Source organism: Pantoea sp. BJ2 (assembly GCF_040255075.1).
Taxonomy (GTDB): Bacteria; Pseudomonadota; Gammaproteobacteria; order Enterobacterales; family Enterobacteriaceae; genus Pantoea; species Pantoea leporis.
This window is the reverse complement of record NZ_CP158292.1, coordinates 2567430-2580578: the sequence shown is the minus strand read 5'-3', so window position 1 is coordinate 2580578 and position 13149 is coordinate 2567430. Positions and strand designations below refer to the sequence as shown.

General features: G+C 53.0%; 18 protein-coding genes. 4 read left to right on the top strand and 14 right to left on the bottom strand.

Translation table 11 applies throughout. The annotated features are described in order from the left end of the window. The first annotated feature begins 35 nt into the window (after positions 1 to 35). A complete protein-coding gene (locus AAF463_RS12090; protein ID WP_350262020.1) occupies positions 36 to 170 on the top strand; it encodes a hypothetical protein in 135 nt (44 codons plus the stop codon). Positions 171 to 351: 181 nt separating this feature from the next. Beyond that, a complete protein-coding gene (locus tag AAF463_RS12085; RefSeq protein ID WP_101763944.1) occupies positions 352 to 531 on the top strand; it encodes a DUF2158 domain-containing protein in 180 nt (59 codons plus the stop codon). Positions 532 to 579: 48 nt separating this feature from the next. Here the strand turns inward: AAF463_RS12085 and AAF463_RS12080 are convergent, their stop codons facing one another. From AAF463_RS12080 to yodD, 3 genes are all read right to left on the bottom strand, one after another. Beyond that, a complete protein-coding gene (locus AAF463_RS12080; protein ID WP_101763945.1) occupies positions 580 to 1800 on the bottom strand; it encodes a glycosyl transferase in 1221 nt (406 codons plus the stop codon). Positions 1801 to 1826: 26 nt separating this feature from the next. Further along, complete coding sequence (locus AAF463_RS12075; RefSeq protein WP_350261998.1) at positions 1827 to 2624, bottom strand: mannosyl-3-phosphoglycerate phosphatase-related protein; 798 nt, start codon at positions 2622 to 2624, stop codon at positions 1827 to 1829. Positions 2625 to 2982: 358 nt separating this feature from the next. Next, positions 2983 to 3216, bottom strand: a complete 234-nt coding sequence (gene yodD, locus AAF463_RS12070) for a YodD family peroxide/acid resistance protein (RefSeq protein WP_101763946.1) — start codon at positions 3214 to 3216, stop codon at positions 2983 to 2985. Between the two features lie 313 nt (positions 3217 to 3529). Here yodD and AAF463_RS12065 point away from each other — a divergent pair, with 313 nt between their 5' ends. Next, positions 3530 to 3688 carry a YqaE/Pmp3 family membrane protein gene (locus AAF463_RS12065; protein WP_007891469.1) on the top strand — a complete coding sequence of 53 codons (159 nt, stop codon included), beginning with the start codon at positions 3530 to 3532 and terminating at the stop codon, positions 3686 to 3688. Positions 3689 to 3756: 68 nt separating this feature from the next. After that, positions 3757 to 3951 (top strand): protein DsrB, encoded by a 195-nt coding sequence (gene dsrB / locus AAF463_RS12060; RefSeq protein WP_101763947.1) that lies wholly within the window; start codon positions 3757 to 3759, stop codon positions 3949 to 3951. A gap of 123 nt (positions 3952 to 4074) precedes the next feature. Here dsrB and AAF463_RS12055 read toward each other — a convergent pair whose 3' ends face one another. From AAF463_RS12055 to fliJ, 11 genes are all read right to left on the bottom strand, one after another. Next, positions 4075 to 5778, bottom strand: coding sequence for a methyl-accepting chemotaxis protein (locus AAF463_RS12055; protein WP_101763948.1), 1704 nt, complete (start codon positions 5776 to 5778; stop codon positions 4075 to 4077). A 141-nt stretch (positions 5779 to 5919) separates the two neighbouring features. Beyond that, on the bottom strand, positions 5920 to 6555 hold the full coding sequence (rcsA, locus tag AAF463_RS12050; RefSeq protein WP_008105413.1) for a transcriptional regulator RcsA: 636 nt from the start codon (positions 6553 to 6555) through the stop codon (positions 5920 to 5922). 629 nt (positions 6556 to 7184) lie between these two features. Next, on the bottom strand, positions 7185 to 7973 hold the full coding sequence (gene fliR, locus AAF463_RS12045) for a flagellar biosynthetic protein FliR (RefSeq protein ID WP_280171821.1): 789 nt from the start codon (positions 7971 to 7973) through the stop codon (positions 7185 to 7187). After that, the gene (gene fliQ, locus AAF463_RS12040; protein WP_008105408.1) at positions 7973 to 8242 is read right to left on the bottom strand and encodes a flagellar biosynthesis protein FliQ; all 270 of its coding nucleotides are present in this window, start codon (positions 8240 to 8242) and stop codon (positions 7973 to 7975) included. Before fliQ ends, fliR begins: the two co-directional genes overlap by 1 nt. Positions 8243 to 8282: 40 nt before the next feature. Next, positions 8283 to 9014: a flagellar type III secretion system pore protein FliP gene (gene fliP, locus AAF463_RS12035; RefSeq protein ID WP_097097688.1), complete on the bottom strand. Its 732-nt coding sequence runs from the start codon at positions 9012 to 9014 to the stop codon at positions 8283 to 8285. Then, a complete protein-coding gene (gene fliO / locus AAF463_RS12030) occupies positions 9014 to 9409 on the bottom strand; it encodes a flagellar biosynthetic protein FliO (RefSeq protein ID WP_192411593.1) in 396 nt (131 codons plus the stop codon). Before fliO ends, fliP begins: the two co-directional genes overlap by 1 nt. Positions 9410 to 9411: 2 nt before the next feature. Beyond that, positions 9412 to 9822 (bottom strand): flagellar motor switch protein FliN, encoded by a 411-nt coding sequence (gene fliN, locus AAF463_RS12025; protein WP_008105402.1) that lies wholly within the window; start codon positions 9820 to 9822, stop codon positions 9412 to 9414. After that, positions 9815 to 10822: a flagellar motor switch protein FliM gene (gene fliM / locus AAF463_RS12020; protein WP_064739115.1), complete on the bottom strand. Its 1008-nt coding sequence runs from the start codon at positions 10820 to 10822 to the stop codon at positions 9815 to 9817. The genes fliN and fliM overlap by 8 nt, the downstream gene beginning before the upstream one ends. Positions 10823 to 10826: 4 nt before the next feature. Next, positions 10827 to 11312: a flagellar basal body-associated protein FliL gene (gene fliL, locus AAF463_RS12015; RefSeq protein WP_101763951.1), complete on the bottom strand. Its 486-nt coding sequence runs from the start codon at positions 11310 to 11312 to the stop codon at positions 10827 to 10829. 129 nt (positions 11313 to 11441) lie between these two features. Next, positions 11442 to 12704 (bottom strand): flagellar hook-length control protein FliK, encoded by a 1263-nt coding sequence (locus tag AAF463_RS12010; protein ID WP_350260846.1) that lies wholly within the window; start codon positions 12702 to 12704, stop codon positions 11442 to 11444. Further along, entirely contained in the window at positions 12701 to 13144 is a 444-nt protein-coding gene (gene fliJ, locus AAF463_RS12005; protein ID WP_064739112.1) for a flagellar export protein FliJ, read from the bottom strand. The genes AAF463_RS12010 and fliJ overlap by 4 nt, the downstream gene beginning before the upstream one ends. Between the last annotated feature and the right edge of the window lie 5 nt (positions 13145 to 13149).

Below are 13149 nucleotides of genomic sequence, written 5' to 3'. Positions count from 1 at the left end.
AGCGCTGTAAATTTTTAATCACGGTCAGGAGAACGATGATGAACGACGATATGTTTGAATTTGATATCGATGCACAGCTGGAACAGGCTGAAGCCAAAGCGGCAGAAAAAGCCAACGAAGTGCCTGCGGATATCAGCGACGAAGCGGATTGCGAAAGCTGCAAAATCTAATTTTCCTGTCCAGGACGTGCTATCAAAGCCGACAATAAATTTTGTCGGCTTTTTTTATTTACAGAGTTTTTAACTGCTTATTCTGATTTAGTAGCAGTAATAGATTAATCGTATAGGAAAAATCGGTCACAGCTGCTATACCTAAATTCGGTCATTTAACGATGAAAGAGGGAGGTGCGGTATGATCTTTGCAATCAGTGACGAAGTTCAGCACAAACAGGGCGGACCCACCATGGTGGTCACCGGCTATGCCAGCGGAATGGTAGAGTGTCGTTGGTATGATGGTTACAGCGTGCGACGTGAGGCGTTTCGCAGTGATGAACTCAGTCACGTATCGAGCGCGCAACAGCTGGCCAGTTAAACACATTCGGGACGATGCCCGTCGTCCCGAATGTGGTTCAACCCTGCATTACACCTTGCCGTCGTTATCCTCTTCCACCGCCTGATAAATCCGCTGCAGAATATCCGGAAAAGCAGATTGCACGCGACTCCAGCTGGGAATAAAGGGTTTCTCATTCGGACGCTCAATAAAGGCTTGTCCGGCATCGAGAATCGCCTGAGTGAACATCTCTACCGCCGCTTCCTCAATGTGCTGATCAAACTTGAGGCCGTTCATGGTGGCTTCGTGGTTGTAGATCTCCATCATGTCCAGCGCATTACGGTAGTAAGTGGCTTTCAACACCCGGAACGAATCGCTGGTGAGCGGCACGCCCATGGTGGCCAGCTTACGCAGCAGTGACTGCACGATGTCATTGCTCATGCGTTTCAATCCGCCGGTACCATCATCTTCGGCCAGCGGCTGATGCTTGTGGTCGTAGTTATCGGCGATCTCAACCTGGCAGGTCTGACGCGTGGTGTAGTTACGATAAATCTCCGACAGCACGCCAATCTCTAATCCCCAATCGCCGGGAATCTTGATGCCGTTGAGCACATGCGTGCGCATGGCAAACTCGCCAGAGAGCGGATAGCGGAAGCTGGTGAGGTAATCGAGATATTCCGAGTGACCGTAGACTTTCTGCAAGGAGCGCAGCAGCGGACCGACCAGCAAACGCCCAACGCGGCCATTCAGCTTGCCGTCGGCGACGCGCGCATAAAAACCTTTGCAGAACTCATACTGAAACGACGGATTGGCCAGCGGATAGAGCAAACGCGCCAGCATGCCGCGTTCATAGGTGACGATATCGCAGTCGTGCAGCGCCACGCACTGAGTGCGGTCGGAAGCCAGCGTGTAGCCAGTACAGAACCACACATTGCGCCCTTTGCCGGGTTGGCTCGGCGATAAACCCTCTTTATCCAGTTCGGCATCCAGCGCTTTCAGGCGTGGCCCGTCATTCCATAAAATGCGATGGCGCTGCGGCAGGCGGGAGAAGAACTCACGCGCAAACAGAAACTGGTCGCGATCGGCGCGGTCGAGGCCAATCACAATCTCCTCCAGGTAAGGTACCTTCGCCAGTTCATTAACGATATTATCCAGCGCCGGGCCTTCCAGTTCCGAGAACAGCGACGGCAATATCAGCCCCATTTTGCGTTTGCGTGAGAAGCGCACCATCTCTTTTTCCAGCGATTCGACGCTGCGGTGGGTGAGATTATGGAAATTAGTAATGACACCATTCTGGTAAAAATCACTCATCGTCTCATCCTTTTGGTTAAAGGCCGTTACTCATTCGGCGCAAGAAAATAGTCCAGACCTTCACGCCAGCCCTGCGGACCGACGTGCGCGGTGTGGTAAACGTTCTCAGTATCGGTGCGTTGCAACTCCACCGGCGTTTTACTGAAGCCTTTTATCACCACGGCATAATCAACGCGCTCCAGCATCGGCACATCGTTAGGACCATCGCCCAAGCCGATTGTGGTGCGCGCTTCTCCTTCCTGCGCGGCGAGATGCTGCTGAATGTCCGCCAGCGCGATACCTTTGCCGGTGCCGGCGGGCATCAAATGCCAGAAACGCCCGCCCTGGGTTAACGCCAGATTGTGTTCTGCCAGCGCCGCGCGGAATTCCGGTAAACGCTGTTCGTCATCGCGCCACAACACCACTTCCGACGCTTCGCGCAGGCGGCTTTGGCTGGCTTCGGCAAGGGTTAAACCGGTAAAACGTGCGACTTCGGCATCACTAAATTCATGAAAGCCGTTGAAGCGAAATCGTGCCTGCAACGCCTGCAGCGTCTGGCACAGCGCATGATAGCTGGCGCTGGTTTCGATCGGCGGTGTATGTTCACCGCCCAATACCACGCGCGCACCGTTTTCAGCAATAAAAGGGGCACCGACAATGCCTAACTTCTTTTGTAGTGGAATAATCTCGGCCGCCGTTTTGCTGGAACAAATCACCAGCGGGATCTGATGTTGTTGCAGACGCGCCAGCCATTCACTGGCCGCATCCCAGTTATAGTCATGATGATCCAGCAATGAGCCATCGAGATCGGTAATGATCATCAGGGAAGAGTTAAGACTCAGCATCATCACACTCCTTACGCCAGTGGCATCTGTAAAGCGAAGAGTAATCAGTATAATAGCGGAATCGCGATCACACTTTTTCCCGCGACCCGGCCAGCGACATCCAGGATAATTCTTAAATGGCAAACGTGACGGAAGGCGCGATGCACATTTCGTGCACAGCTGAAACCAGCAGTGACGCGGCGCGTAGGACGATTCACATGAATGCTTATACAAAATTGTTCGATTTACATGCAGAGATGAGTCTTGTCTTAATCAGACTAAGGCGTAATCTGACAGGGTGTTAAGAATTCCCTGGTGTAACGAACTTACTGATTTACTTTACCCGGCCATCCCGCCGGGTATTTTTTTGAAATCGATTTCAGCGGTTCACTTCGCTGCTGGCGAAGTCGCGAATGTCGAGTTCGAAGGCTTCCGCTAGCTCAGAGTAAGAGTCATAGGCTGCGCCATTTACCGTAACGCGATGCGCGTCTTCGGCTTCCATAAACTCTTTTACCTCGCCCGACGTTCTCTTCTGAATCGCTTCCAGCAACGCATCAACATCGACATTCACTTCGCGCTGAAATCTCTCGCTGTACTCTTTTGCAGTGGTCATGGCGGCCTCCCGGAGGCAATCGGATCTACACCAGTATAGTCGTTGGTGAAAAGAGGGCGCGGAGGGCAAATGGCAGGCAAAAAAAAGCCCGCGCTGCGCGGGCAAAAATCCTTGTTACTTTTAGGTTGACTGCGCCTTTGGGGTTGGTGCAGTACCAAGAAGTGTACGAGCAGCCTGCGTCAAAAGTCTCTCTACGAAACGTTAAGAAAGCGAAAAAGCGCATCTTGACAGAGTTTTACCTGCCTTTAAGTGCACAGTACGTAACAGCGACTATGCTTAGCGATTGATTGTTAAGTGATATCAGGGAGTGAATATGGACTTTTTACGTATTGTCATCGCCATTTTGGTTCCACCACTGGGCGTATTCTTGCAAGTTGGTTTTGGTGGGGCTTTCTGGCTCAACATTCTGCTGACGCTGTGCGGCTACATTCCGGGCATCGTGCATGCGGTGTGGGTTATCGCCCGACGCTGATCGCGATCAGGCAGTGTTGATTATCTTCCGTTAAACTGTGTCGCAGGACAATTTGTGGAGAGTAATCAATGAAGGTGAACGATCGCGTTACGGTTAAAACTGACGGCGGCCCGCGCCGTGTGGGTACGGTGCTGGCAGTGGAAGCATTCAATGAAGGCATCATGTATCTGGTGGCGTTAGAAGATTACCCGCTGGGGATTTGGTTCTTTAATGAAAGCGATCATGCTGAAGGGGTTTTTGTGGAGCCGTATGAAGAGGCTTGATTGATTTTTCCCTCACCTTTCCCCTCTCCCGCAAGCGGGAGAGGGGAAAGATCGGCGCACCATCCACTCCTTTGCCCATGTGTGGGAGAGGGCCGGGTGAGGGACGACGCGCACTACCTCAAATCAAAACGTCTCCCAGTTATCATTCCCTGACGTCGCCAATGCAGGACGCGGTGCCAGATTTGGCGTACGCAACGCAGACTGCGCCGCTTTAGCCACGTGCGCCACCGGCGCGCCATTCAAACGGAACACCGCCACCGCCTGCGTCAATCTGCCGGCCTGATCTTCCAGCGAAGCCGCTGCTGAAGAGGCTTCCTCAACCAGCGAGGCGTTCTGCTGCGTCACGTTATCCATCTCGGTCACCGCCAGGCTCACCTGCTGGATGCCACGGCTCTGCTCATCTGACGCGGCGGCAATCTCAGCCATAATGTCCGTCACGCGCCGCACCGCTTCAACAATCTCGCCCATGGTATTACCGGCTTCACCGACCTGGCGTGAACCGTTGGTGATCAACCCCACCGATTCAGCAATCAGCGTTTCAATCTCTTTCGCCGCCTGCGCACTGCGTTGCGCCAGGTTACGTACTTCGCTGGCCACCACGGCAAAACCACGGCCTTGCTCACCGGCACGCGCCGCTTCCACCGCAGCATTCAGCGCCAGAATATTGGTCTGGAAGGCGATGCTGTTGATGACGTTGGTGATCTCGGCAATCTTTTTCGAGCTGCCAGAAATATTGTTCATGGTTTGCACCACGCCGCTCACCAGATCGCCACCGCTGCGCGCTTTGCCTGAGGCATCGGCGGCCAGCTGGCTGGCGTGATGGGCGTTCTCGGCGTTCTGTTTCACCGTGGCGGTGAGCTGCTCCATGCTGGCGGCGGTTTGCTCCAGCGCGGAGGCCTGCTCTTCAGTACGTGATGAGAGATCGGTGTTACCGGCGGAAATCTCGCTGGAACCCTGATAAATCGCTACCGCGCCTTCTCGCACCGTACCAACGGTACGCACCAGCGAGGCCTGCATCAGCTGCAGGTTATGCAGCAAGCTACCAATCTCGCTGCGGCCATAGGCTTGTTCCGGCGCGGTGAGATCGCCTTGCGCGATACGCTCGATGCGATCAACGGACTGACGTAGCGGGGTGATCACCACGCGACGCAGGAACACGAAGGTCAGCAGCACCAGCAGCAAGGCGGCAGCAAACGCCACCGCCATAGCAATAAAGCCAATGCGTGATTGATGCGCGGCTTCGGCATTAATCGCTTCGGCGCGGTCAGTACGGATTTTAATCGCCTTCAGCAGCACGGCGTTGTAAGCATCATCCAATTTGCGCGTGACGTCAGTTTCCTGCGCCACAATGCCTTCGAAGCTGCCCTGTTTAGCCGATTCAATCATCGGCTTGAGACCTTTATCAATATAGGCATTGAAGCTGGCGGTCAGCGGTTCATCGAGGGCAATATCCGCCGGCGTTTTCGCCTTGCGATCCATATAGAGTTTAAAACCTTCGCGCGCTTGTTTAATACGCGTCTCGGTGCGCGCTAAATCGGCACGATAACCATCCATTTCACCAATACGCGCGGCGGCACCGGATTGCAGCACATTGAGTCGCGCAGTACGCAGATGGTTAGAACTGTTAGAGATGCCCATACGAATTTGAATTTCTTCGGTGGCATCGTTTAGGGAATTATTACTCTGAATCAAAAAGTAGCTGGCGAGTCCAATGCACAGGGCAAAAAGCAGCAGAATGCCACCAAAGATCATACTGAACAAAGGCATCAGGCGCAGGTTCTGCCAGATGCTGAGCTTATATTGCTCATCAATCGATGCTGTTTTCATATCCTTGCTCTCATGTAGGTAGGTGTTATGAGAATAAGCATCGGCAGGCAGGGAGAAAGGATTAGGCAGGAAAGTGGGATCAAACTCTCAAAACGTGAAAAGGGCCAATCAGATGATCAGCCCTTTATTCACTGTAGGTAATTATCGCACGTTAACATAAATCCCTGAGGTGACATTATCAGTCAAACGGACGACATGATAAATAACCTGCTTATTATGGGTTTTAATTTTACGTTTAATATTACCTTTATGTGACGATACGGTTTTGGCTTTAATTTGCATGTTCTCAGATATCTGAATGGTGTCATGACCTGACATCCACATTTTCAGCATATTTGATTCAGTCTGACTTAATGTCAGTGGATGCACGTCGAGCCCGGCAGAAATACGCGGCGAAGCGTTGAGTTTCTTTTGCAAATAGGTGCCTAATAACGAATCCAACGTCGAAGTTTTTATCGATTTTGATGTAATAATCAGGTTCTTACGAACGTAGAGGTATTCCTCAAAATGGATATTCGAGATCGCCATGAAAATAAAGAATAAGGTATCAGGATGCTGCATGATAATAGCACGAATACGATCGCTGGAATCAGATTCGTGAATAAAGCACTCTTCGTTGATAAACACAACGCCCGGCTTAATTTGCTCACATCTTTGTTGCAATTGGTCGATATCCGAGACAGGAGTAATATTTTTCTTTTTAACTCCTTTCGCAGACATATAGTCAGACAAACCCAGGCGTGTGTAATTACATGAATCCATAATAATCGTTGGCATTATAGCGACCCTCACCAATTTGTTATCCGTTTAAATCAACGATGAATACGCGTTTGCGGTACGAGAGAAATTTCCAAAGACACTTTTTTATTCTGCTCAGCAGATTGGCGATAGTTATCCATGCGCCATCATGACTCTTCCCTGAACCGTGCTGCGAAGTTTTTTTTATAGTACATCCACGTCACTCTCATCTCAGCCATAGTGGGAATGGCTAAGGATTTGCATTAAGTGTTTTATTCGCTCTGTTTTGAGAGCCCTGTCACTATCGCGCAGATCACAGACAAATCTGATAGGACAAATCTTAAAAACATTTGTGTGGCGAAAGTATGACGCTTCAGCGAGCGTTGACAATGCCGGAAAAAAGGGATTTAGACAAGAAAAATCGCTGTGAAATTTTTTTTGTTTAAAAACAGCCCTTTGAGCATTTAATCAACCGATTCAGCAGGTTTAACCCCTTAGGAATCGTCTGACTAAAATACGCGAAGCGCGGTTTAATAAGAATAATTTTCAACAAAAATGCGCACTTATCAGAATTTCCTCAGTTGATTTCTGAAAAATATGGTTCAGAAAATGCACTAACAGATTTTGAATGCTTAACTATTACTTAAGGGCGTCTACAGAATAGTTAATCAACGGGCGCGGGAAAGTTCTGACACAAACTGGGCGAGTAAATCAAAGACTTCGCTAAACAGATGTTCGCAGAAGGGAGCAAGCAGCGGCATCATCAACCCTACGCTGAGGATGCCCACCGTTAAGGTAATCGGGAAGCCAACCGCGAAAATAGAGAGTTGTGGTGAAACACGGTTTAACAAACCTAGTGCCATGTTTAGCGTGAGGAGCAGAACTATTAAGGGCAGCGCTAACATCATGCCATTAAGGAAAATTAATCCCGCGGATTTCACCAACGCCATAAAAGCATTGGCGTTGAGCGGCTGATCGCTGATTGGCAACGTATGAAAACTGTCCACCAGCAGTGAAATCAGCCACAGATGTCCGTTGAAGGTAAGAAACAGCAGCATGGCCAGCATATCGAGAAAACGAGCCAGCACCGGCATGTTCAGGCGGCTGCCCGGATCGAAGAAGGTGGCGAAGGACAATCCCATCTGCAAACCAATCACTTCCCCCGCCATGCGCACCGCCGCAAAGGCGAACTGCATGGTCAGGCCGATGCTCACGCCAATCAGCAGCTGTTGCAGTAGCAACCAAAATCCCGCGGGTGTAAACAGGGTCGCCTCCACCGGCGGTAGCACCGGCAGGATGATCCAGGTGGTCAATACCGCGAGGCCAATCTTGACGCGTTTGGGAATCGATTTTTCGCTCAGCACCGGCGCGCTGGCGAACAGCGCCAGCATACGCACCATCGGCCAAAAGAATTGTGCGACCCAATGAATCAGCTGGCTGCTGTCGAGGTTAATCATTAGCCAATAATGTACGGCAGATTGCTAAACAGCGTGCGAATGTAATCCAGCATCAGATTAAGCATCCACGGACCAGCGATTACCGCCGTAGCGGCAACGGCCAGAATCTTGGGGATAAAGGAGAGCGTTTGTTCGTTAATCTGGGTCGCGGCTTGCAGCACGCTGATGATCAACCCGCTGATTAACGCCACCAGCAACATCGGCGCGGCCATCAGCAGGGCGACGCGCATCGCTTCCTGGCCCATAACCATCACTGATTCAGGTGTCATGCTGCACTCCTCAAGAAAGAAAGGTGAGGGCGAACGCCACTCAAGAGTAGAAACTTTGCGCCAGTGAACCCACCAGCAGCTGCCAGCCATCCACCAGCACGAACAGCATCAGCTTGAACGGCAGGGAAATGGTTGCCGGCGGCACCATCATCATCCCCAGCGCCATCAGTACGCTGGCGACCACCAGATCGATGATCAGGAACGGAATGAACACGGTGAAACCAATCTGGAAGGCGGTTTTCAGTTCACTGGTGACATACGCTGGCAGCAGAATACGCATCGGAACCGCTTCCGGACCCTGAATCGGTGCGGTGTTGGCCAGACGGGCAAACAGCGCTAAATCGGCTTCGCGCGTTTGACGCAGCATAAATTCACGCAGCGGCTGAGCACCTTTATCAATCGCGTCCGCCATACTGATTTTGTCCTGGCTGAACGGCACATAGGCGTCGGAGTAAATCTTGTCGAAGGTCGGCGCCATGATAAAGAAGGTCAGAAACAGCGCCAGGCCGAGCAGCACCTGGTTTGGCGGCGCCGACGGCGTGCCGAGGGCGTTACGCAGCAAACCAAACACAATAATGATGCGCGTGAAGCTGGTCATCATCAGCAGCACCGCCGGAATAAAGGTCAGCGAGGTGATGAACACCAGCGTCTGTACCGGCAGCGACCAGCTCTGGCCACCGTTCGCCAGCGGCTGGCTGATTAAGCCTGGCAGCTGCGCATGCGCAACCGGTGCCAGCAACAGCAGCGGCAAGAGAGGAAGTAATCGACGCATCATTGTGGTTTTCCGGGACGTTTAACCAGGTTCTGGAACAGCTGACGAAAATCCTGTGGCGCAGCGCTTTGATTTGCCCGTTCTTCCGGCGGCAGCGGCGGTAACGAATGCAGATGGGTGATCTGCTGGGCGGTCACGCCCAACACCAGACGCGCATCGGCGGTATCGACAATGACCACACGCTCACGCTGGCCAACCTGCACCGTCGCGCTGACTTTCAGCGCCTGGCCGGTCACCGTTTTCGGTGCAAAGCCAAGGCGTTTGGCCAGCCAGCCGCAGCCGAGAATCAGCAGAACAATCACTGCCAGCACGCTGCTGACCTGGCCAATCACCGAACCGGTTGAGACCACCGGCTGGCTGGGTACCGGTTGTTCGGCTTGCGTGTGTTTTAACATGCTTAACGGCTCAGACGACGCATACGTTCAGACGGGGTAATGATGTCGGTGATGCGCACGCCATATTTGTCGTTCACCACCACCACTTCACCCTGCGCGATCAGATAACCGTTGATCAGAATATCCAGCGGTTCCCCGGCCAGCCCATCCAGCGCCACCACCGAACCCTGCGTCAAGCGCAGCAGCTCTTTGATGGTCATCTTGGTGCGACCCAGTTCCACGGTCAGTTTGACCGGGATATCCATGATCAGATCGATATCCTGCAGCGAGCCGCTGATGCCAGGATTTTCCAGCGACTTGAACACATTTTCAGTTGGATCTGGCGCGCTGGTGGTGGTTTGTTCGTTCATAGCTGCAGCCCACAGATCGTCCGCGGAGATGTCGTCGTCGGACGGTTTCTTGCTGTCACTCATCGGGCTGTTCCTCGTTCAGCGAATTCAAAATCGGGTTAATCAAATGTTCTACACGCAGCGCGTACTGGCCATTGATGGTGCCGTATTGGCTGGTCAGCACCGGCACGCTATCGACGTGAGCGATGATGCGGTCCGGCTTCTCAATGGGCAGGACGTCACCGGGTTTCAGCTGCAAAATACGTGACAGGCGCAGCGATGTTTCGGCGAAATGGGCAATCAGCTCCAGCTCCGAGTGCTGCACCTGTTTCACCAGATTGTCGCGCCAGTGATTATCTTCCCGGCGTGAGTTTTCCAGTGGGGGATTGACCAGCAGCTCGCGCAGCGGCTCAATCATCGAAAACGGAATACAGATATTGAATTCACCGACCAGGTTTCCAATCTCCACCTGGAACGGCGTGTTCACCACGATGTCATTCGGTGAAGTGGTGATGTTGGTGAACTTCACCTGCATCTCGGAACGCACATACTCCACTTCCAGCGGATAAATCGCTTTCCACGCGTCGCTGTAGCCATCCAGCGCCAATTTCAACATGCGGCGAATCACGCGCTGTTCAGTATGGGTAAATTCACGTCCTTCAACTTTGGTCGGGAAACGACCGTCGCCGCCAAACAGGTTATCGACAGCAATAAAAACCAGGCTCGGTGAAAACACCACCAGCGCCGTGCCGCGCAGCGGCTTCAGGTGAATCAGGTTCAGGTTGGTTGGCACCGGCAGGTTGCGGGCGAACTCGTGGTACGGCTGAATCTTGATCGCACCCACACTAATATCGGGGCTACGGCGCAGCAGGTTAAACAGCGCCATACGGAAATGACGGGCAAAGCGCTCGTTGATGATCTCCAGCGCCTGCAGACGCTCACGTACGACGCGGCGCTGAGTATTGGGATCATAGGGACGGATATCGCCATCGGTCCCTTTGGAACTGTTCTCTACTTCCGCACTGTCACTGTCGCCATTAAGCAGCGCGTCAATCTCAGCCTGGGAGAGAATGCTATCGCCCATTAAATCACCTCAAAATGAAGGCGGTAAACAGCACGTCATTGACAACCTGAGCCGGTTGACCTTTTACCAGCGGCGGCGCCAGCACCTGTTTGATCTGCTCAACCAGGGCCTGTTTGCCTTGCTCTGTTGCCAGAGCCGTCGCGCTTTGACGCGAAAGCAGTAACAGCAGACGGCTGCGCACTTCCGGCAGGTAATCGTTCAACCGACGACGGGTATCCTCATCGGGCAGACGCAGGGTGAAACCCACGTACAGCACACGGTCGGGATCGTTGTCAGGATTGACCAGGTTTACTGTAAACGTATCCATTGCAAAAAATACGGGAGCAGCCGGTGGCTCGACTTTCGCCGCGTCCGGTTGGCTGCCTTCGTGTTTATTCATCATTCGCCAGACTGCATAGCCTGCCACGCTGCAAGCGGCCAGCGTTACAATCAGTAACACCGGTAGTAGTAGTGAACGTTTGCGGCCTTTAGCTTTCGCGTTATCAGACATCTTGCAGTTACTTCCTGTGAATTATGGGCAAGCCTCTCGGCTTACCTGGACAGATTATCCCGCGTCTTAAGTCAAACAATGGGAAGAAAAGACGCGGGTTTTACGCTTACCTTCAGCGTTTAGCTGCTATCAGGCAAAGATATCGACAGCGCCGTTACCGGCCGCGCGCGCTTGAAGGGCTGCCGGGACGGCAATAGGCGTTATCTCGTTGTCACTGTCCTGGGAGAGGCTAAAGCTGCCGTGCTGTCCGTCACGACGTCCTTCCTGCTGGCCCTGATAACTCTGGCCCTGTGCGAAGGCGTCGCTGCTGACGTTACTCTGTCCCAGGTTTATTCCGCTCTCCGCCAGCGCGCTACGCAGCTGAGGAAGAGCCGCTTCCAGCGCGGCCCTCACTTGGCTGTGGCTGGAAACCATATTTAACTGTGCCTGATCCTTATCAAGGGTCAGGCTGATCTGGATAGCGCCCAGATCCTGCGGATGTAGACGCAACTCGGCGTTCTGCTGCCCGTTGCGGCTAAACATCACAATCTGCTGACTCAGCGCCTGCTGCCACTCGCTGCTGCCGAGCTGCGCATTCAGCATGGGCGTCGACGGCGTGGTGCTGGTCGAAGCGGTGCTGCTTACCAGCGAGCTGGTGGCGCTGAGCGGTGCGCTGGTGAATGGCGTCACCGGGTCATCACTGCTCTGCGCGGCGGCGCGCGCTTCCGGCTTACTCAGCGCATTCAGCACCTGCTTAAAACTCTCATCCAGCGTCAACCCGCTGCTGTTACTGGCGGTGGTGCTGACGCTGCTGCTCTGCGTGCTGCTCGTCGTTTGCGTTAAGAGCGTTACAGCATCGCTGGATTTCTTCTGTGCGCCATCCGGCTGCGCGTGCTCTTCTTTTACTGCACCGTCCAGCGAACCCCTTAACAGTGCGGCATTAAGCGAAGCGCGAGTGTCGGTTTTCCCTTCGCCTCCGCTGCTACTTACGCTGGTTGGGCTGGTGCGGTTCTCTACCGCCACCGGCAACATGGCGAATAACGCCTGCACATTCTGTAAGTCGCTGGCAGTTAACGAACTTGCCTCACTCTTGTCTTTATCATCGGCTGATTTCAGCGTGGCTTTAGTGTTTTCCGGCTGTAAAAGTGCGTTTAACGCATCGGGTTTCTCCAGCGCCTGTAATAAAGCGCTTAGCGAAGCCTTACTGACGTCTTTTTCATCAACTTCTGCTGTCAGATCAGTCGATTGCGTGTTAACAGCTTGTTGCTTTACCAGCGTCAGCAAGCGGTTGCCGAGTTCAGTAATAAATCCCTGCGGCAGCGACTCCGCGCCCTGCAAAACATCTGATGAAACTGAAGTGTCAGCGTCTCCCAAAACCGAGGTTTGCGTAGCAACTGTTGGCAGCGTAATCATTCGCCTTTCCTCAATGCGGCCCGTTGGGCAAATTCATCCATCCGTTTCTGATCGAGACGGTTTTCTTGTCGTAATGCGTTTTCCTCAGCGCGCGTAATCAGCGTTTGATAAGCATTGAGCCGCTTATGCTTTTCACGCCAGTTGCTCAGCGCGCTGTCGAGGCGTTGATTCCACTGGGAAAGCTGTTGGCGATGCTGTTCGATGGCTTTTTCCAGCGTCTGAATAAACTGGTGATAATTGGTCCAGCGCGTGCTGGCGATGCCGCCGGACATATCCTGATTGAGCTTGTTGCGATACTCATCCTGATAATCCAGCAGCATGCTGAGTTGTTCGTCGGCCTGCTGCACACCCCGGCGCATATCGCCAAGGTGAATCACCGCACTCTCCAGTTCCTGCTCCGCCATATCGCGCAGCTTGTTGATCGCACTGGCCGTTTTCATCACTT